This is a genomic window from Pseudomonas sp. FG35 (assembly GCF_057809295.1).
In genome coordinates, this window is sequence record NZ_JBMDJR010000001.1 from 503,373 (window position 1) to 522,727 (window position 19,355).

Here is a 19,355-nt window from a genome sequence, read left to right on the forward strand (position 1 = left end):
CCATGTCTGTCGTTAAAGTGCTCAAGTTTGCTGTCACCCTCGTTCTGGGTACATTGGCCCTGATGTTCTGCCTGCAACTCTGGCGCGCTTACGTCCTGGCGCCCTGGACGCGGGACGGGCGCGTTAGCGCACAAGTTGTGCGGATTGCACCGGAGGTGTCCGGGCAAATCGATCAGTTGGCGGTCAGCGACAACCAATGGGTGACCAAGGGCGATTTGCTGTATCGCATCGATTCGCGCTCTTATCGATTGGCCCTGCAGCAGCGCAAGGCGGAGTTGGCCGAATCACGCAGTGTGTTCGATCAGCGCAATGCCCAATACAAACGACGTGCGCAACTGGCCGGGGCCATCGCCCGGGAAGAAGTCGACAACGCCGCGCGTGACCTGGCAGTGGCCCAATCGCGGCTGGACGCGGCGAGCAGTCATCTTGCCCAGGCGCAACTCGACCTTGACCGCACGACGATCCGCTCGCCAGTTGATGGCTACGTCACGCAACTGCGGCTGCACCCGGGTGATTACGCAGAGGCTGGGCATACAAACCTGTTCGTGGTCGAGGGCCACAGTTTCTGGATCACGGGTTATTTCGAAGAGACCAAGTTGCCGGGTGTGCGAATTGGCGCGCCGGTGTCGATCAAGCTGATGAGCTTCGCGCCGTTGCTCGAAGGCCATGTCGCAAGTATGGGCCGGGGAATTGCGGACACCAATGAGGTGCGCAACGACAGCGGCTTGCCCGAGGTTAGCCCGACCTTCAGCTGGATTCGCCTGGCGCAGCGTGTGCCGGTGCGCATCGAACTGGACAAGGTACCGGAAGGCGTGGAGCTGGCAGCCGGCATGACCGCCAGCGTCGAAGTCGCCCGGCCCGACGAGGTGTCGCGCTGGCGCCTCATCCATTGGTTGCAGGCATTCATGTGATGACCAGTCTGGTAATACGGCTGTTCGCGGTCATTCCTCAGCCCTGGACGTCTGCCACTTTCGCCTACGTACTGCGCAGCGTCCTGGCGGCAGGATTGGCGCTGTGGCTCGGCTTTGAGCTGCATCTGGACTCGCCGTTCTCGGGCGCTTCCACCGTGTTGCTATTGGTGCAACCGATACAAGGCGCGGTTCGCGGCAAGGGCTTCTATCGGATGCTGGGAACGCTGGCAGGTTTGCTCGCGGCCTGCGCTCTGACCGGGCTGTTTGCGCAAAAGATGCTGCTGTTCTTGTTGGGCATCGGTCTCTGGTTGGGCTTCTGTGTGGCGGCGATGACCGTGTTGCGTCATTACCAGGCCACTGCCGCCGTGGTGGCCGGTTATACCGTCTGCCTGGCGTTGGGGCCGGCCATTGTCGCGCCGCAAAAGGCTTTCGAACACATCATGACTCGCGGCACAGCGGTGGCAATCGGCGTGCTGTGCCTGAGCCTGGTGGTCACGCTGTTCAGTCCGAGAACCATGGAAAACACCATCAGGCGCACGCTCGCCGAGGTCTGTGCCCGCAGCGCCAGACTGCTCGCGATGCGCCTCTCGGGCGAACAGGGTGTCGAGCGGATTGCACAGGTTCATCAGCTCGCCATCGATATCGGCAAAGTGGACGATCTGTTAGGGCTCGGACGTGGTGAGTCTGTGCTGCTTCGCGCGCGGCAACCGGCAATTCAGGCAGGGCTGGCGCACCTGCAAGCCGTGGTGCTTGACATGCACTACGACCGGCACTGCATGGAAAACGACGCGACATTACTCGCCCAAACAAGCTCGGCGTTGCACGCGCTGAGCCAGCGGATGAACGATGCTGATGGAGACTATCGCGCCTGTGCCCTGATCGTGGACCAACTGCGTATTCGGGTGGACGCTTGTAAGCGGGCAACCCCAGGCCCACGTTCGTTCGGCGAACAACTGGCCGACCTGAGCGCAGCCTTGCAGCACTTTTCCAGCGTCGATCACCGTCGCCGAGAACCGGTAAGGGCCGTGAGTTTCCACCGCAACTACGCCGATGCCGCGCGCAACGGCTGCAGAGCATTGCTCGCCCTGTTGGCCGCCGGCGCAGTCTGGTACCTCAGCGGCTGGGATCAGGGCCCCACGTTGCTGGCGGTGGCTGGACCCTGCTGCACGCTGCTGGCGACCGCTCCCGCGCCTGAACAAGGCATGGCCGGTTTTATCCGGGGTACGTTCTATGCCGTGATCGCAGCTGCGCTGTGCAAGTTTCTGCTGCTGCCGCAGATCAACGATTTCCTTCTGTTGCTGCTGTCGCTGGCGGCATTCTGGTCGTTCGGGATTCACGCAACGAGCCAGCCTCGCAGCGCGTTGCAAGGGGTTGCATACCTGATCGGCTTCAACACCTTGGTGAGTACGGGCGGAACCGCGATCTATGATTTCGCCGATTTCGCGAATCAGTCGCTCGCCTGGTTCGTGGCCATGGCCATCTGCCTGTTGGCCTTCCAGATAATGCCGAGAGACAGAGCCCGGGATGTTCGAGCACTGAAGCGTTCGATCCACAGCGGCGTTCGGTCACTGCTGCGCCGTTCAGGCGCTGTCAATCACCCGCAGTGGCAAGCGCAACAACAGCATCGAATCGTCACACTGAAAAATCTGCTTGGCACCGAGAGCACGCTCGATGACCGAGCAGGCTGGCTGTCACTGCAATTGAGCAGGCAATTGAACCAACTGCATCACAAAACCTGCGAATTGGGCCCTGACTCCGCCGTCGCCCAATGTGCTCGTACCGGCATTCGGCGGATGGCTCGCGATGCAGATGTCCCGGCGATCAGCGCGGCACAGGCACGGCGCACAGCAAAAGCGATGAGCCGGCTCGGGGCGGATCATCTGGCGATTGCTTACTCGAACCTCGCCTGGCTGCTGGAGCAATACGCAATCATCGCGAGTCCCGTTACGCGCAAGAGGCAACCACTGAACTTTCGCTCTAACATGACTTGATATTCATACTTCGATTTCTGCCGATCCCGGACCCATTACTTATGAGAGATCTGCCACCGACTTCGACCTTGCGTGCTTTCGAGGTGTCGACCCGGCACCCGACTTTCACCGCCGCCGCGCAGGAACTGCATGTGACCCAGAGCGCGGTCAGCCACCAGCTGCGACACCTGGAAGATCTATGGGGCTTGCAGCTGTTTGAAAGGGGCAAGTCGTTACGCCTTACGCCTGCGGGCGCTACCCTGGCGCCGATTGTGCGCGAGTTTTTCATGAGCCTTGAGGCGACGCTGGCTGATCTGCGTGAGCAAAAGGGCAGGGTCCGGCTCAGCGTCAGCACGACGTATTCCTTTGCGTTGAAATGGTTGCTGCCACGCTTGCCGAGCCTGGCCCGCCAGCACCCGGAACTGTTGGTGTCGCTGGACACCACGGACAAGGTCATCCATTTCGCCAGCAGCGAAGCCGATGTCGCGATCCGCTTGGGCAAGGGCAACTACCCCGGTCTGTATTCGCAGTTTTTGTTCGGTGAGCAGGTTTTTCCGGTGGCCAGTCCCGAACTGCTGCAACGCGTCGGAATGCCGGGCAGTCCCGCCGATTTGCTGCAGTTGCCGCTGCTGGCTCGTGACGGCGCCGAACTGGCGCCGAAATGGGAAGCGTGGTTCCAGTCCGTCGGGCTGGCGTTTTCCCCGCTGCGGGAAAGCGTCAGGTTTGGCGATACCAATATGACGGTGGAGGCGGCTTTGCTCGGCCATGGCATTGCTCTGGTGCGCAGCGGGCACGTCGAGAAGGAAATCGACGATGGCCGTCTGGTGCGGCTGTTCGACGTGCCGTTTCAGTCACCGCTCGCTTATTACTTCGTTTGCCCCAAGGGCGTTGAGACGCAGCCGCACATTGAGAGTTTTCGCGAATGGTTGCTCGGTGAGGCGCTTAAAGTGCAAGGCGGACACGTTTGAGGCATGAAGAATCACTCATGGTGCAATGAGGAGTCTTCTCTGTAATCCGGCCGCTCAGGCTGCCTAGAATGGCCAATGCCTACTCATCTCGTCCTCCTTGTCCTGTTCGCCGCGCTGCTGCACGCCGGCTGGAATACATTGCTGCGCGGCGGTGCCGATCGGCTTTGGTCGATGACGGTGATGTGCGTTGCCATCGCCATGGTCTGTGCAGTTGCCGCGATATTCATGGCGGCGCCTGCGCCTCAGAGCTGGGGGTATGCGCTGCTGTCGGCAATGCTGCACGTTGGTTACAACCTGTTTCTGGTGCGCAGTTACCGGGTCGGCGATCTGGGACAGATTTATCCGATTTCGCGCGGCTCATCGCCTGCATTGATCACGCTCGGCGCCGCGCTGTTTGCCGGCGAAACCATCACCCCCGGCCAGTTGCTCGGCATTGCGCTGGTGTCAGGCGGAATCATCTCGCTGGCCTTCCGGGGGCGCAGCCTGTCGGTGCCCAGCCTGCCTTATGCGCTGGGCACCGGTGGTTTTATCGCGGCGTATAGCGTGGTCGATGGCATTGGCGCCCGGCTTTCCGGTGCGCCGCTTGCCTACACGGTGTGGATGAGTGCCTTGTGGGGCGTGCTGATGCCGGCGGTGTACATCGGTCTGCGCGATGCCCGCAGCCTGTTTTCGATCCGACCCGGAATGTCCGCTGCAGCGATGGGCGGGCTGGTCTCTCTGCTTGCCTATGCAATCGTTATTTACGCGATGAACGAAGCCCCGCTGGGCGCGGTGTCAGCCCTGCGTGAAACCAGCGTGCTGTTTGCGGCGCTGCTTGGCTACCTGTTCCTCGGTGAAACACTTACCGTCCGCCGGATGCTGGCCTGTGTGGTGATCGCCAGCGGCGCGATCATCATCGGCTGACTCGGCTTCATCTGCTCAGGAGTAGTTTCATGGTTAACGTCTCGCAGACTCCGCTGATTCTGATTACCGGTGGCAGCCGAGGAGTGGGCGCCGCCACCGCCCGACTCGCTGCCGAGCAGGGCTACGACGTGGCGATCAGTTACGTTGCCAATGAGTCTGCCGCGCTGGCGGTAGCGGCAGATATAGAAGCCATGGGGCGCAAGGCGTTGGCGATGCGCGCGGACAGTGCCGACCCCGAGCAGGTCGCGAGGCTTTTCACAGCGATCGACCGCACGTTCGGGCGTATTGATGTCCTGGTCAACAACGCAGGCGTGCTGGCGCAGCAGTCACGCCTTGAGGATCTGGGTTTCGAACGCATGCAACGCATCTTTGCGGTCAATGCGCTCGGGCCGATTCTGTGCGCCCAGCAGGCTGTGAAGCGCATGTCTCTGCGGCACGGTGGTGCGGGAGGCGTGGTGATCAATGTCTCGTCGGCTTCGGCGCGTCTGGGCAGTCCGAATGAGTATGTTGACTACGCAGCATCGAAGGGGGCGCTGGAAACGTTCACCATCGGGTTCGCCAAGGAGGTGGCCCGTGAGGGCATTCGCGTCAACTGTATCCGACCGGGCCACATCTATACCGACATGCATGCCAGCGGCGGCGAACCGGGGCGGGTCGATCGGGTCAAGGACTCAATCCCGATGGGCCGGGGCGGGCAGCCAGAGGAGGTGGCGCGGGCCATTTTGTGGCTGGCCAGCGCAGAGGCATCATTTGTGACCGGTACATTCCTCGACGTAACCGGCGGCAAATGACTCAGAGGCGCGGATCATTGACTCCTTGCGCTGGACTTCAAATAGTCGCGGGCTGCCTCGCCTTGCGACTCAAACCTGGTGTCCTGCCCGTAATGCGCTTGAATGCACGACTGAAAGCAGCCTGGGAGGTATAGCCCAAGCGCTGCGCAACCTCTTCAATCGGCAGCCTTTCGAGCGTCAGCCACTGGCTTGCAAGCCGCATTCGCAGTTCGGTCACGTAGCGCAGTGGAGTCATGCCAATCGTGACCTGGAAGCGCTCCGCGAATACCGAGCGCGAGGTATTGCAGTGCTCTGCCAACTGCGCAACGGTCCAGTCGCGGCCCGGTTGTTGATGGAGCGCAAGCAGTGCACCGGCCAAGCGTGGATCGCGCAAGGCGGCGATCAACCCGGAAGCATTGCCGCAGGCGCACTCCACCCAGCCGCGAACAACCATGGCGGCCACCACGTCGGCCAACCGCGCGAGGATACCGGCGAACCCAACACGGGCGGCGCTGACCTCGCGTTCCATGGCGGTCAGGATCGGTACCAGCCCAGGGTAACGCTGGCCGCCGGCATCAATCAGCATCAGGCCCGGCATCAGCCGGCCGAGCCCATGGATACTGCCCAGTTCAAACTCCATGCACCCACTGAACAAGATAGTGCTCGGCGTGGGGCTGGCATCGGTTCCGGTATCCACCGCACTGATGGTGTCACCCAAGGTTTCGCCGTCTAGACCGTCGATGTCTTGAACAGACGCGTCCGGATGGGAAAACAGTTGATGAGCTGCGCCATGGGAGATGAACACGGCGTTGCCGGCAGACAGCGCGTAGGTGTTGCCGTCCTCCATTCGCAGTTCCGCATTGCCCACGGCCATGAAGTGGAACCAGGCGTGCCCAGGCTTTTGCGCGAAGCCCAATCCGAACGTTGGACCCGCCTGGATACGCCGGTATTCAACGCCACGCAGGCGCATGCCGCGCAATAGCTCATTGATGAGGTCCGAGGAGAGAGCAAACTGATCTGCAGACATTGTTCAGGTGTTTTGATCAAAAAATAGAGACTTTGGATCATAGATCATCCGATTTTCGGCGCCTAGACTTCGGCTCGCAATGAACATTGGGAGATCTGTGCAATGACTGACTGTTTAAGTAACACCGTATCCGACCGCCATTGCGGCGTAGGAGCGGACTTGGAACCTTCGACGCCCGCGTGGATGGCCGTCTTCTCGTTGGCAATGGGTGTGTTCGGGTTACTCACCGCTGAGTACCTGCCGGCGAGTTTGTTGACGCTGATGGCTAACGATCTGGGAGTGTCCGAAGCGCTGGCTGGCCAGGCGGTGACGGTGACAGCCGTGGTGGCGCTGTTCGCGGGCCTGTTGGTGCCAGGCCTGACCCGCGGCATCGATCGACGTTGGGTGTTGCTGGGTTTTTCCACGTTGATGGTCGCCTCGAATCTTTTGGTGGCCGTTTCCTCCAGCTTCGCGGTGCTGTTGTTGATGCGCATCTTGCTGGGTATTGCCCTTGGTGGGTTCTGGAGCATGGCGGCAGCGGTAGCGATGCGTTTGGTGCCGAGTGCCTTGTTGCCTCGGGCGTTGTCGATCATTTTCAGCGGCATAGCCATTGGGACGGTGGTGGCAGTGCCGCTGGGCAGTTATTTGGGCGGGTTATATGGCTGGCGCAGCGCGTTCTTTGCAGCGGCGGCAGTAGGCATGGTGACCCTGGCTTTCCAGTCGCTCACTCTGCCGTGCCTTGCACCGCGCCGGCCGGCAAGACTGCGCACCGTTCTGGAGGTATTGCTGCGCCCGGGCATCGCCATGGGCATGTTCGGTTGTGTACTGGTGCACAGCGGGCACTTCGCGATGTTCACTTATGTTCGGCCATTCCTTGAAGGGACTACCGGCATCGGCCCGCAAGGGCTGTCACTGATGCTGCTGGGGTTCGGTGCGGCGAACCTCGTCGGCACGCTGTTGGCCGGCAGGCTGCTGGAGCGCCACCCGCTGGCGACGCTGGTGTTGATGCCCGCGCTGGTCGGCGTCGCAGCACTGGTATTGGTGTTGTTGCCAGCGTCGGTGCCGGGGCAGGCGGTACTGCTGGCGATCTGGGGCCTGGCCTTTGGTGGTGTGCCGGTGGCGTGGTCGAACTGGGTCGCCAACGCGGTACCTGATCAGGCGGAAAGCGCCGGGGGCATGGTGGTGGCCTCTGTGCAGTCCGCTATCGCAACGGGCGCAGCCGCTGGCGGTGCGATGTTCAGCCTCGGAGGAAGTGCAGCCGTATTCGTGGCGGCGGCCATGCTGATGCTGCTGGCCGCGTTACTGATTGCGTTGCGTGTGCGCGTGCCTTCTGTCCATGGCGTTCGCCAGGCCAAACCCGCGTTGCACCTTTGATCCGGTTTGCCAAACCGCTTCGAACGCGTTCGTAATCAGGAGATGCCGCAAAGGAAGCCTAGAGACTGTCAGGGGTCCCCGAAAAACATTTTGACATGGCTCTAGGACGGTTATTTCAAGTCGAAAAAAAGAGTTGTGCCCCTATTTTTGCCCCCACTTGCAACGGCTGTGCTAGCGATCGTGAATGGCGATTCCTGATAAACACCAGTGTGGCTTTGCCTGGCTTTCAGTGTACTCCCTGAAGTCAGTATTTAATCTTTCTTGTGACAGTCCTCAGCCTGCCTCGGCGTTGCGTTGCAGTATTTTTTTGCTGCAATGCAATGCAATGCAATGCGTCGGCAGCAGCCTTCCATCTGCGTGCAATCGCTTTGTTTCTTGTTTCGGATGTGTACCAGGATCATGCTATAGATAAATTCTGCTCAAATTGTGAGATCGCTGTGGAAGTGTCGCTCGATGGAATGAGCTTGGTTGAATCAATTGCACGAGACCTCTCTGCGCCCGGCATGATCCCTGTGCTTGCGATCGAGTGTGCTCTCGAAGCACATCTGCATGAGCGATTCGCAGGAGCTTTCTCGGACATCCTGGTTAAGCCGCCCAGGGTCAAATTCCACGCGATGTACTTCAAGCAACGGTACGCTTCGCTGCCAGTCCTTCTTGGTAGTGAATACGAGACTTGGTGTGTTGCCGCTAGCATAGAACTGACCCAGTTACCAAAATCTTACTGACCCAGGCTCCTACCGGGTAAACCATTATCAGCTTTAGATATTTACTGATTGATGCTTGGACAGTGTGGGATCGGCAGCTGGGTCAATTCGGCGCCAGCCGTAACAGTGAAACAACCCCGACCGCGCAGAAACACCTGTATTGTGAGGTGGGTTGATAAATAAGTTGGGCAGGGCGACCCGCTATGCAGTCGCCCGCTCATAACGCTGTAATGTTCCTCGCAGCGTCTCGAGCAATTTATGGCGCAGTTCCACAGGTTGCTCGACCACCAGTCCATCGCCCTGCGACAGCATCCACCAGTTCAGCTGCCAGCTGTCACTGACTGTCGCAGTCAGGCGGTACCCACCTTCGCAGGCCTGCAGCGCCATGTCTTCTGCCAAGGGTGTTTCCCGCAGCAGGCGGGCGAGGCTTTCGCTGACCCATGCCTGCAAACTGATCTTCTGCGGGCCACCGAATTGCAAGGCATCGCTGGCAAGGTACTGGGGAAGGTCGAACTGAGCCGCGCCTTCGCAGGCAGCCGGCATGATCTCGACGTTGAGAAACCGATGCACTGCGTACTGGCGCAGGTCCGAATAATGATCGGCGGTACCGATCAGGTAGGTGGCTACACCACGTTGCACCAGCGCCAGAGGGTTCAGCGTCAGTTCACCGGTCTTGTTGCCATGGGCGGAGTAGTAGCGGCAAGCGATCTGACGTTCTTCGAGAAGGGCCAGTTGAATCGTCTCGAGAATCTCCGCCGAGATGCTCGGCGCCTGCAGGTTGAGCTCTGGGCGAACACTGGCAACCTTGCTCATCCAGCGCGCCGCCAGGTTTTCATCGGCCATGTTCTCGAGCTTCTTGCGCGCATGCTGGAAGCGGCCCTGCAGTGCCTTGAGCATTCCGTTGGGCAGCAGCGGGCGAATGGTGTCTTCGATGAGTGTCAGGCTCAACGCTTCACTGACGCTCATACCGGGCAGGTCGATGCTTGCCCCCGGGGCCCAGTGCCAGCCGAACGGTTTGCCTCGGTCATTGCACGTCAGCGGGAACACGCGCGATAGTTCGATCAGGTCGCGTTCGACGGTACGTTTGGTAATGCGGTAGCCCGTATCCCGCATTTTTTCGAGCAATTCACCGCTGGTGATGCCGGGGCCCTTGGTGGGTAGCTTGTGTAGCAGTTCCCATTGTCGGCTGATGGTGTCGCGGGAGCTGATTTGTGGCAATTGCGAAGCTTCCTTGTCAAAGCCTGGGCGGCGGCGGGCTACCCGGATGGGTAGCCCTTGGCCGCCTCCGGGCAGCAGATCTTTCAGGTAGGCAAACAAGTAATGCGCCTGCAGTGCCAGGCGCAAGATGCCCCGCCGCAGGGGGGCCTATCGTGTGGTGTCAGCCTTGGAAAACATGCTTGATCAGGAATGCTTCCAGGTTGTCATCCAGGGTACGGACGACTCCACCGTTGGGGGTAGCCCACAGCACCACCCGCTGACTGCGGTTGTCGTACAGGTAATATTGGCCGTCTCCCAACTCCAGCAGCGGTACCGCAGTTGCCGGGTAGCTGGCGTCCGATGCCAGGTCCTTGTAGGCATTGAGTGCATGCAGGAAGTAATCCTCCGGCACGCCAAGGCCATAGGTTTCGTAGGCGTCATGGGCAATCACGCCGAAGCGCTCCAGGTACTCCCGGTACTCGTTGGCGAGTTCGAATCCCAGGTTCGATTCGAGCGCATCGATGTTTGCCTTGGTAGCAGGCCGGGTAGCTGCCTGTTGTTCTGCGACCAGTTTTTCCAGTGTTTTCATGTAGGCACTCGCTTACCGTTGGCTCTCGATCTGTTCGGCTCGCGCCTTCCAGTATTCCTTGCGTTCCTTGTCGAAATCGTCCCGTGCGATTTCCGACTCTTTCAGCTTGTTGTGCAGCACATTGTCATTGCCATTGCCCCTGTGCTCATCGCGTGTGAGCTCGGCCAGGGGAGAGTCCTGCTTTTGCCCAATATGGTGCAACTCGATCGGCCGGCCCTGCGCATCGAGCGGGGCGAGGCCCAGCTTCATGCGCTCCAGGTTGGTGCGGTCGAATGCATCTTTCTGATCGTAATCGATATCGGTGCGGATCAATGCATCCTTGCCGTTGACCTGGGCCGGCTCCAGGTTGGCTTCTTCGTAGATACGCGCTTCGGCCTCGCTGTTGATGACGTCCAGCAATTCCTTGGGGAAGCCGAGCTTCTCCAGCCGTTCACGGGTTTCGTCACCCATGCCAGGCAGCTCGAGGCGGTTTTCCTGGGTCAGCACGATCGGCCGATCCAGCTGTGCGATGATCAGGCATTTGTCGGGTGTTTCCCTGGCGAGCAGGGCGAGGCGGGAGGGGCCGTCAGCCTTCTCGATGGCAAAGTTCTCGAAGTTCACCGGACGCTTCCTTTTTCATGGTGCGCGTGCCACATCGCGTAAATGTCGAGGTGGCTTTCGTGCTGCAGGCTGTAGTCTTTCATCAGGCATTGCTGAGCGGCGAGGGCCAGCTCGGCTGAAAGGCCGTTGGCACTCTGTTCGAGCAGCCCGTCGAGCAATTGGTCCAGGTGCGTGTAGTCATTGGCCTCCTGGATGATCTGGTTGACCTGGCGGCGGCAATTCAGCGTATCCACCACCAAGCGCGCCAGGCGCTCGAAGGCTTCCGTTCGCCAGATGCCTGGTGCCTGCTGGTTACGGTACTGTGTGACGATCTGCAACAGGTTGATGCGGATGCGAGCAGGCAATGACAGTGCGCACAGGCCCTGCTGCAGAAGGTCGCAGTCAATCTGGGCAGGCGTAACCACGCGCTGGCTGAGCAGCAGTTTCAGCAGTTGGCCGTTGAAGTCACTGCGTGCGATGCCCGCCGTAGCTTGCGGCTGGTATTGGTAGGGCGCTTCCTCGCCTTTGAACTTGCGCACCTGGCACATTACGGGTTCGAGCCAGTCATTTTGATAGACGATGGCTACACCCTTGGGGAGCCGGGCGATCTCGTCCAGTTGCTCGTCATCCAGCGCCACGGACTTACCGATCAGGCGGCGATCGGTTTCATCGGGCAGGCGCATGATGATCTTGGTGTTGGTGTTGCGAATCGCGGCAATGTCCACGGCATGGGGTGATTGGTCTGCGATGATGAAACCTTCACCATAGGTGCGCATTTCGGCAATGGCATTGGTCAGCATTTCTACAGACTTGGCCGTCAGCCCCGCACCTTCGGCGCCGCCTTCCGGGCTGCGTTTGAGGATGTTGTGGGCTTCTTCGAGCACCGTGACGTGGCGCAGGGGCTGGTTCATGCCGCCGTGGGCCATGCGGTGCTCGCTCAGGCGCATCACCAGGATACCCATGATCAGCGCCTTGGTTTCCGAAGAACCGATGCGGCTGAGGTCGACGATCACATTGCTGTCGAACAGTACGTCGTTGTCGATTTCGTCGGCCACGAACAGTTGGCCATTGAGGCCGTTGGTTAGTGACCGAATCCGGGTCGACAGTGAGCCGATGTAGTTGCCTTTGAGCTCCTGGGAATAGGCCGACGCCTCGATCACTTCCTGTAGCGTTTCCAGCAGGTCGACGAAGGTGGGGAATATTTCCTCGTTGTAGCGGTTGCTCGAGCTTTCCAGGTCCCAGCCGCAGCGCAGGTAGGCTTGCAGGATTGCGTCCTTGAGCACTGCGGGCATGGCTGCGTACATCGGCCAGCAGACGTTGAAGATCTCCACCAGGCGGTCGACATGCTCGAGCACGTGGATCGCTGCCGGGAAGCGGAACGGGTTGATTCGCAACAAGGCGCTGTGCGCCGGGTGGGTGCCGAGCACAGTCACGTCGCTGCGATGGCCGAACACATGTTTGTATTCGCCCTTGGCGGGTTCGATGACAAGGAATGGCACGCCAGCGGCGCTGACCTGGTCGAGCATTTCGTAGAGCGTGTTGCTCTTGCCTGCACCTGTGGAACCGCTGATGAACACGTGGCTGGACAGCTGGTCCATGTCCAGCTCGATGGTCTGCGGCAGGTTTTCCCACAGGTGACGGATGTTGCCCAAGGACAGCTGTCTGGCGCCTGGGCGCCGCGTGGTCTGGCCGTCTAGGCGCTGCACCTTGCGCCCGAATGCCTGGGTTTCGACGACCGACACGGTTGAAGTGGAGCGCCGTGGCAGGCTCAGCTGGATTGCCATTTCCTTGCCGGAAATCAGCGTAGCAGGGGTCACGAACGGCACCGGCACGCGGCTGGCGAACGCAGGTTTGAGTTCGGGATGGCTGAGGCGCGTGAGCCATTCCAGCACCGCAGACTTGTTGCTCGACGTCCAGGTGGTGAGCGCAAAGTCTTCGTGGCTGGATTTGCTGCCGCGTACCAGGCCCAGGAAGATACTTGCCAGCGATTCGGACGAGGCGCTGCTGTCGCCGATGAAGTAGGCAGCAGAATTCCAGCCGCCGTAGGTCTTGGCTTCGTCGATACGTTGCAGATGGTGATCAATCCTGCCCAGCAGCTGCTCGATGGTCTTGTCTACCGATTCGATCGACAACTGCCGGTTGCTACCGCTGGTGCGGTTGACCGATTGGCTGTCGGTCGTGCTGCTGGTGTGGGTTGTCGACTGTGTACGGGCAGAAGACTCACTCCAGGACGTGCCATTGCTTTCGCTGGTGCCTCTGGTAGCCGAATGGCTAGTACCTGTGCTGCGTGTTTCATTGAATGCAGCGGCGATGCCTGACCCAACCTGAGCACCGACCACCGCGCCCACCGGGCCCAGGAACGACCCGGCAAGCGCGCCGATGGCGCTACCGGCAATGGCGGCTGCCTTCGAGGCTTCGGTTTGCGAACTGAAGCTTTCAGTGGTGCCGTTGGTCTCGCTGGTGGAGGTACCGGTCGTATGGCTGGTGCCGCGAGTTTCGGTAAGGCCAAGGCTGTGGCCAAGGGAGGTGCTCAGGCCTTGGCTGATACTCAGGCCAATGCTGTCGCTGTCTTGCTCGCCATAGGAAAGCTGCTGTTTTGCCAGCGGCGAAAGTTGGGTCGCCACCTGTTCGTAGCCGATACGGATGGTATCCAGTTTCTGCGAAGAAACGGGTTCGGCCAGGATCAGTGCCTGGTATTCGCGCCGCTCTGCTGCGTCGATGAAGCGCTCCAGCCCCTGCATGAAGTGGTCGCGGTTTTCAGTCGACAATGCAGGTACGCCCGTGACAGCGGTAATGCTGGCAGATGGGTTGCTTTTCTCGTTTTCGAGCTTGTCGAGCAGCGCATTGGCGTCCTGGACGCTCAGCGGTTGCAGCGCACTACCCGGGAAGTGGCCTTTGAAGGTCTCGCGCAGCAACTCGCCGGAGTTGTGGCCGAGCATCTTGCCGGGTTCGCCACGGGTGCCAATGAACAGTTCAGTCTCGATGCCATTGGAGCGCAGGAACAGGAACACCGTATAGCCAGCGGCGCCCAGTGCTGTGTAGGCCGCAGTGGTGCTTTCCAGCACCGACTGCTTGTTGTCCTGGACGATGCGCTCGACGCGGAATATCCGCAGGTCGCTGGCGCGGTTCAGGCTGATGCGCTGGTTTGAAGCGATGACCGGGTACTGCTCCAGTTCGCTCAGGTAGCTACGGTTGATCAGCGCACGCCCAGCGGCCAGGGTGAGCGTGGCGTTCTGCTGGATCTCGCGGATTGCCAGCGGGGTCAGGGTCGAGGTTGCCATGGCGTTATTTCACCAGCGCAACCAGGAAGACCACCAGCGCAGCCAGGGCGCCGCCGACAAGCAAAGCGGCTTTGAAGACTGGGTTGCGGTCGTTGTCTGCGGCGCGGGGTTGCGATTGGTGGCTTTGGTGAGCCTGGTGCGACTGTTGTGACCGGGAGTTCTGCGGTTGGGGGCGGTGCGAAGCGGGTGCGGCTTGGTCTGCGTTGGCTCTGGCGCTGGCACGTGGTTTCGGTTGCACGGGCGCGAAGCCCTCTACGCCTTGATGGCGCAACAAATCACGTACTTCGATCAGGTGCAGGAAGCGTTCCTGGGCGTAGTTGGTCTTGAGGTACACAACCTGCAGCTCATAGTACTCGCTCGTCCACAGCTTCTGGTCAGACTCCATCGCGCGCGCGAAGGACTTCTCAGAATAAGCTTCCAGAAGCGCTGGAACCTGCTTGGCCGCCCAGGCCAATGCAGCACGAAGGTCGGCAGAGGTCAGGCGATTGTCATCCAGTTCCATGCGCAGCGCGGTCCGGATGGTGAGCAGCTCGCCTTCCTGTACGAACTTCCTGAGGTTGGAGGATGGCTCATAGTTCGACTGCACGTTGACGTCACTCTCGGCTTGCGGTTTTGGAGGCGTTTGCGTAGGCACAAAACCTTTCACCCCGGTTTTGCGCAGGTGCTCGCGAACGGCAAGCAAGTGCTCAATGCGCTCCCGGGCGAAGTTCTGCTGAGTGAGCCACATTTGACGAGTCAGGTAGTCTGCACTCCAGCTCACGGGGTCGGGGTCAAGGGCATTTTTCCCAACCCCTGGCTCGAAGGCCACCAGCAGCTCCGGAGACTGTTTCTCGGCGCGATCCAGAAGGTCATTGAGCAGGGCGGTGCTGGCATTAGGGTCCTTGATTGACAGCAGATAACTCTTCCTGGCTTCGGCAAGCATATCGGTGGTCATGGTGGGGCTCCTTAAATAGCCAATGTGCTGTCGAGCTTGGTTTTGAAATTGTCGATCCAGGCACGCAGTGCCTTGGCTTCGGAAACTGCAATCTCGCGGGCGTTTCGGTCTGTGGTTTTGGAGCTCAAGGATGTCAGCAGTTCGGCAAATTTGAGGTCAAATTCGCGGGTCATGAATGCAACGTATTGTTCGATCAAACGGTCCTTGCCAACTTCAATTTCCCTACGAGCGTTTTCGACCAAGCGTGTGAATTCGGCCTGGATTCGAGTGGAGCGCTCCTGCCAGAACTTCTCGAGATCGACGTAATTTTCGTTGCCGTAATCCCGTACCGTTCGGGTCGAGCCCCAGGAGAAGGGGTTCCACCAAGAGCTGTCGCTTACCTCACGTGTCCCAATGACAACGCGTTTTACTTGAATATCATCCTGGCATACGGACAGATTGAACGAGATGTTCGAGGCCGCCTGTTTAAGCCCCTCGAAAATTGGCAGGTTCAAGCTCTCGGTGCCTTGGAAGATTTCTGTGACGTAACGCTGATACTCGGTATGCAGGTCTTGGCGGATAAGCTCTTGGCTGGAGACGAACACCGACTCGTACTGGTTCACCAGCTTCCGATGGTTGAACTGCAGCAGCTCTTCCGCTTCTTGCACGCGCGCTTCGGCAATGCTTACTCGAACGTCGTTTTGCATGAAGTTTGCGCCCAGCTGCTTGATGATGGGCCCAATAACGGCTTCCAGCTTGGCCAGCTCAAGCTCTGTGTCTCGCGGGAACGCCTTGCCCTCGCGCTCCAGCTTGTCTTTGTAAGCTGCTGTGTCGAAGCCTTTCTCCTGCCGCTGCTGCAGGCCCTGGATCTCCTCGTTCAGATGAGCAAGGGTCCTTTCATCTTGTTGCAGTTGTTCGATCAAGTCAGTTTCATTCAAACCCACTCGAATGGCGTGACCCAAGGCTTCATAGGCGCGTTTGAGCCGGTGCGGCAGGTTGTACTTGTCGATGTACTCGTCGATCATCGCTTCGACTGCCGGCAAGCCGCTGCTGAGCAGCAACGGGGAGTGGCGTTTTTCCTGCAGCGAGCGATGCACGCGAGAGGTGATCGGCATGTACTGCAGCATGTTCATGCTTGGCTCTTCGCTGAACATGTCTGCCATCGACTTATGCTCGTTGCGCTCCTTGCGCGTGTGCAGGTCGCTCGGTTTGCGGATCAAGCGAGTGAGGTTGGCAGAGATCGGATAAATCAGGGGGTTCTGAATACCATTACTGGTGAGGTACTGGTTCACACGCTTGAGTACAGAAGGGATATCTTCTCCCTGCTCAGGATCAAACACGTCCATTTTGTTGATCACGAAGATGAAGCGATCCTTGCTTTGCTTACCACCCTTGCGCATGGTCTCGGCGACCAGGCCGAGCAGATTGCTGTCATCGTTGGTGCCCAGCTGGCTGGCATTCAGCACATACAGGATAAGCGGGTTGCGCCGGGAATCCTGAATGAAACTCATGGTCTTGAGCTGATGCTCTTCATCCTGGCTATTGTTGGGGCCAGGGGTGTCAGTCAGGACCAGGCGCACGTCCTCGCGCTCGCGAATCGCTACGATGTTGCCTTCGATATCGATCAGCTGGGTGTCCTCGAGTTGGTTCCACTCTTTGAGGCATTCCAGGTCGACATTGTCAGCCGCACCCACTTCTTCACCTTTGCGGTTGAAGCGTTTGGCCGAGAATCGATCGGTCATCCGATCATTGTCCGTGATCCGGGCAATTGTCGCAGTCGTCGCTTCGTTCGCCGCAGGCAGCAGGTCGCGCCCCAGCATCGCGTTGATCAATGTCGATTTACCCGATGACATGGTCGCGACGACATAAACATCGAAGTCACGGTTGAACGCTTCTTCGATGGACTTGCGAACCTGCTCGTTGTCAGCGATGAACTGGTCGAACTGAGGGTGCTCGCGCGCCTCGGCCATTAGGGCGCGGATCTGCTCCAGGCGTTGCTCGGTAGGTACGGTCTGGTGCCACTCCAGTTCCACCTGCATGCCATCGGCAATGGCCACATTAGCGGCTTCTTGGATATCCAGGAAGTCAGACTCAACACCTGTAAAAGCGACATGGAAGCGATTGTCGCCATTGAACAGTTCGCTCAATTCATCGAACAGTTTTTCGACCCACAACTGCAGGCGCGACTCCTTGTAGCTCGACAATTTGCAGCCTTCTGCCGGGGCCTGGTCGTTGATCGAGAAAATCGTTTCGACAGTGAAAGGGTTGTGCGTGATATGGATGCGGTTCATGGATTCTTGATCGATTGACGTTGATGTTTGATCAGGGCTTCTACGGTCTTCAAACCGCTGATGGCCACCAATTGCTGCAAATCGTTTTTTTCGCAGGCTTGCGCGTCGAGCGCTTTGAGCTGACGTTGCCGTTCCAGGCTGTTGAGTGCCTTGAATACGTCTTTCTTGATAGCGTCTGGCACCACCGTGGCGTGAAGCAGCGAGCGCTTGTTTTCCTGCAGGTAGGCAAGCGCCTGGTGAAGCCTAAGCCGCTGCGAGCGAGTCAAGGTCTGGGCCTTGAGGGCCTTGCGGGCATAGAGCGCGACGTTGGCCATGGTCGGGATGATGATCGGTTGGTCAAAGCCGATAGCTGTGAGGTAGCGGTGAGCCTTGCCGACATAGGCATCAATGGTCTCACCCGTCTCAGGGTCCAGCAGGTCGACTTTGTTTAGGATGAAGTAGATCGTGTGGTCAGGTCGGGTCGCGAGTTCATCTCGAATTTGCGCCAGCAGAGCGCGATCATCCTGCGTGCCCAGTTGGCTGGCATTAAGCACATAGCACAGGGCTTTGAAAGAAACAGTGCGTACCGCTTCGAGCATCAGTTCTGCATGCTTGTGGTCCTGGCTGTTGTTGGGGCCAGGGGTGTCATGCAATACCAGGCCAGATGCAGGGCTGGGCACGATCTTGAAGTTGCCTTTCAAGCAGATTCGCTTCACTTCGCTGTTGGCATTCCAGTCACGAAGCATCGCGGCTGAAGTGTCCTTGAGCCGCGCAAGCTCTTGATCATTATGCGAGTAACAAGCACCGTCAAAGGCCTGCGCGCCTTGGCGATGTTCGACACGCGTCATGCAAGCGGTAGTGGCTTCGTTGGCGGTGTGCAGCAGTTCTTGCCCGATCAGGGCATTGATGAACGATGTCTTGCCTGCACTCATGGTCGCCAATACCAACACATCGAAGGGGGCGCTACTTGTCTGACGAGGCCTCGTTTTTCCAGAGCGAGCCACTGACCTTGTTGCATGCTTCATGTTTTTTCTCGGTCCTGTTGATCTGATGGCATTCACGGCGATATGGAGAGTGTTGTTAAAAAATATGGCGGGAGGCGAGGGTATTCGCCCTGTCCGCTGGAGACAGGCTTGCACGAAGTAGCGACAGGTTGAGTCGCAAGCTCCATGCAACTAGTCAGATCATCGAGGCGGCGTACCCGTTACGCGAGGTACAAGACGAGCTTGGGGCTGCATCCAGCGGCTGATGATTCCGATCAGGCTGAATGAGAAAAAGACTGTGAGCAGGCGCAAAGTAACGTCCTTGTATCAGTTGGTGGCACATTGCTACTGATGGCAGTATCGCACCTTACGAGCTATCGACGTCAAGCAGAGAAACTTGAATACCACCAAGGTCTGAGAGTGCGGCATCGGGCGCAACTGCATCGAGAAACTGAGGTTGGAACCTGTTGTGGTTACGCAAAAGGGGTAAGAGCCGTGCGGCTGCGCAGGCAAGGACGACCCAATTGAATAGGGCGCGAGAGGTGACGCCGTTGATGAGATTTTGCTGGATCGGGTAGGGCATGAATTGATGCCCGAGAGTGTCCCCGGGCCTCTGGCTTACTGCAGCAATTATGCTTCTGCAAGGAATGCGTCCTCAGCATCCATTTCATTCATGATGTTTTCAATGATGATATCGCGCATGTCACGTATTTCTTTGGGGTAGCGGTTGGTGTGTTGCTTGCAGTACGTGGCCATCAACTGCTTGGCGTGCTTTTTCTCCGTTACTGCGATTAATGCAGACTGTCATCGCGACAATGTGATGGTCAGGATATTGCTCAGAGGCTTGTCAGTTTCCGGGCAGCCTCTACAGTGTTGCCGCTAGCATAGAACTGACCCAGCTACTGAAATCTCACTGACCCAGGCTCCTACGGGGTAA

14 protein-coding genes are annotated in these 19,355 nt (G+C 59.0%); 6 read left to right on the top strand and 8 right to left on the bottom strand.

What is annotated here, in order from left to right:
- Positions 1-2 precede the first annotated feature (2 nt).
- The 5 genes from ACODTD_RS02240 to ACODTD_RS02260 all read left to right on the top strand — a co-directional run bounded on the left by ACODTD_RS02240 (position 3) and on the right by ACODTD_RS02260 (position 5,543).
- Positions 3-911: an efflux RND transporter periplasmic adaptor subunit gene (locus ACODTD_RS02240; protein ID WP_285355733.1), complete on the top strand. Its 909-nt coding sequence runs from the start codon at positions 3-5 to the stop codon at positions 909-911.
- Positions 911-2,902 (top strand): FUSC family protein, encoded by a 1,992-nt coding sequence (locus ACODTD_RS02245; RefSeq protein ID WP_489104383.1) that lies wholly within the window; start codon positions 911-913, stop codon positions 2,900-2,902. Before ACODTD_RS02240 ends, ACODTD_RS02245 begins: the two co-directional genes overlap by 1 nt.
- Positions 2,903-2,943: 41 nt before the next feature.
- A complete protein-coding gene (gcvA, locus tag ACODTD_RS02250; protein WP_285355737.1) occupies positions 2,944-3,849 on the top strand; it encodes a transcriptional regulator GcvA in 906 nt (301 codons plus the stop codon).
- Between the two features lie 75 nt (positions 3,850-3,924).
- On the top strand, positions 3,925-4,752 hold the full coding sequence (locus tag ACODTD_RS02255) for a DMT family transporter (protein WP_285355739.1): 828 nt from the start codon (positions 3,925-3,927) through the stop codon (positions 4,750-4,752).
- Between the two features lie 29 nt (positions 4,753-4,781).
- Complete coding sequence (locus ACODTD_RS02260) at positions 4,782-5,543, top strand: SDR family oxidoreductase (protein ID WP_285355741.1); 762 nt, start codon at positions 4,782-4,784, stop codon at positions 5,541-5,543.
- A gap of 37 nt (positions 5,544-5,580) precedes the next feature.
- Here the strand turns inward: ACODTD_RS02260 and ACODTD_RS02265 are convergent, their stop codons facing one another.
- Positions 5,581-6,549, bottom strand: coding sequence for an AraC family transcriptional regulator (locus ACODTD_RS02265; protein WP_285355743.1), 969 nt, complete (start codon positions 6,547-6,549; stop codon positions 5,581-5,583).
- 102 nt (positions 6,550-6,651) lie between these two features.
- On the opposite strand from ACODTD_RS02265, the gene ACODTD_RS02270 reads away from it, so the two are divergent.
- Positions 6,652-7,902: an MFS transporter gene (locus ACODTD_RS02270; RefSeq protein ID WP_285355746.1), complete on the top strand. Its 1,251-nt coding sequence runs from the start codon at positions 6,652-6,654 to the stop codon at positions 7,900-7,902.
- Positions 7,903-8,807: 905 nt separating this feature from the next.
- On the opposite strand, the gene ACODTD_RS02275 is transcribed toward ACODTD_RS02270, so the two are convergent.
- From ACODTD_RS02275 to ACODTD_RS02305, 7 genes are all read right to left on the bottom strand, one after another.
- Positions 8,808-9,824, bottom strand: coding sequence for a helix-turn-helix transcriptional regulator (locus ACODTD_RS02275; protein WP_489104384.1), 1,017 nt, complete (start codon positions 9,822-9,824; stop codon positions 8,808-8,810).
- A gap of 160 nt (positions 9,825-9,984) precedes the next feature.
- Entirely contained in the window at positions 9,985-10,392 is a 408-nt protein-coding gene (locus ACODTD_RS02280) for an SMI1/KNR4 family protein (protein ID WP_285355750.1), read from the bottom strand.
- Positions 10,393-10,404: 12 nt separating this feature from the next.
- Entirely contained in the window at positions 10,405-10,992 is a 588-nt protein-coding gene (locus ACODTD_RS02285) for an HNH/ENDO VII family nuclease (RefSeq protein WP_102053135.1), read from the bottom strand.
- On the bottom strand, positions 10,989-14,252 hold the full coding sequence (locus ACODTD_RS02290; protein ID WP_489104385.1) for an ATP-binding protein: 3,264 nt from the start codon (positions 14,250-14,252) through the stop codon (positions 10,989-10,991). Before ACODTD_RS02290 ends, ACODTD_RS02285 begins: the two co-directional genes overlap by 4 nt.
- A 4-nt stretch (positions 14,253-14,256) precedes the next feature.
- Positions 14,257-15,186 carry a hypothetical protein gene (locus tag ACODTD_RS02295; RefSeq protein ID WP_256579939.1) on the bottom strand — a complete coding sequence of 310 codons (930 nt, stop codon included), beginning with the start codon at positions 15,184-15,186 and terminating at the stop codon, positions 14,257-14,259.
- An 11-nt stretch (positions 15,187-15,197) separates the two neighbouring features.
- Positions 15,198-17,456 carry a dynamin family protein gene (locus ACODTD_RS02300; RefSeq protein ID WP_285355759.1) on the bottom strand — a complete coding sequence of 753 codons (2,259 nt, stop codon included), beginning with the start codon at positions 17,454-17,456 and terminating at the stop codon, positions 15,198-15,200.
- Entirely contained in the window at positions 17,453-18,460 is a 1,008-nt protein-coding gene (locus ACODTD_RS02305; RefSeq protein WP_489104386.1) for a dynamin family protein, read from the bottom strand. Before ACODTD_RS02305 ends, ACODTD_RS02300 begins: the two co-directional genes overlap by 4 nt.
- Positions 18,461-19,355 lie beyond the last annotated feature (895 nt).

Bases quoted from the DNA above. Each gene is read 5' to 3' on its own strand.
- ACODTD_RS02240 (WP_285355733.1), top strand. From the start codon at position 3: ATGTCTGTCGTTAAAGTGCTCAAGTTTGCTGTCACCCTCGTTCTGGGT.
- ACODTD_RS02245 (WP_489104383.1), top strand. From the start codon at position 911: ATGACCAGTCTGGTAATACGGCTGTTCGCGGTCATTCCTCAGCCCTGG.
- gcvA (WP_285355737.1), top strand. From the start codon at position 2,944: ATGAGAGATCTGCCACCGACTTCGACCTTGCGTGCTTTCGAGGTGTCG.
- ACODTD_RS02255 (WP_285355739.1), top strand. From the start codon at position 3,925: ATGCCTACTCATCTCGTCCTCCTTGTCCTGTTCGCCGCGCTGCTGCAC.
- ACODTD_RS02260 (WP_285355741.1), top strand. From the start codon at position 4,782: ATGGTTAACGTCTCGCAGACTCCGCTGATTCTGATTACCGGTGGCAGC.
- ACODTD_RS02265 (WP_285355743.1), bottom strand. From the start codon at position 6,549: ATGTCTGCAGATCAGTTTGCTCTCTCCTCGGACCTCATCAATGAGCTA.
- ACODTD_RS02270 (WP_285355746.1), top strand. From the start codon at position 6,652: ATGACTGACTGTTTAAGTAACACCGTATCCGACCGCCATTGCGGCGTA.
- ACODTD_RS02280 (WP_285355750.1), bottom strand. From the start codon at position 10,392: ATGAAAACACTGGAAAAACTGGTCGCAGAACAACAGGCAGCTACCCGG.
- ACODTD_RS02290 (WP_489104385.1), bottom strand. From the start codon at position 14,252: ATGGCAACCTCGACCCTGACCCCGCTGGCAATCCGCGAGATCCAGCAG.
- ACODTD_RS02295 (WP_256579939.1), bottom strand. From the start codon at position 15,186: ATGACCACCGATATGCTTGCCGAAGCCAGGAAGAGTTATCTGCTGTCA.
- ACODTD_RS02300 (WP_285355759.1), bottom strand. From the start codon at position 17,456: ATGAACCGCATCCATATCACGCACAACCCTTTCACTGTCGAAACGATT.
- ACODTD_RS02305 (WP_489104386.1), bottom strand. From the start codon at position 18,460: ATGAAGCATGCAACAAGGTCAGTGGCTCGCTCTGGAAAAACGAGGCCT.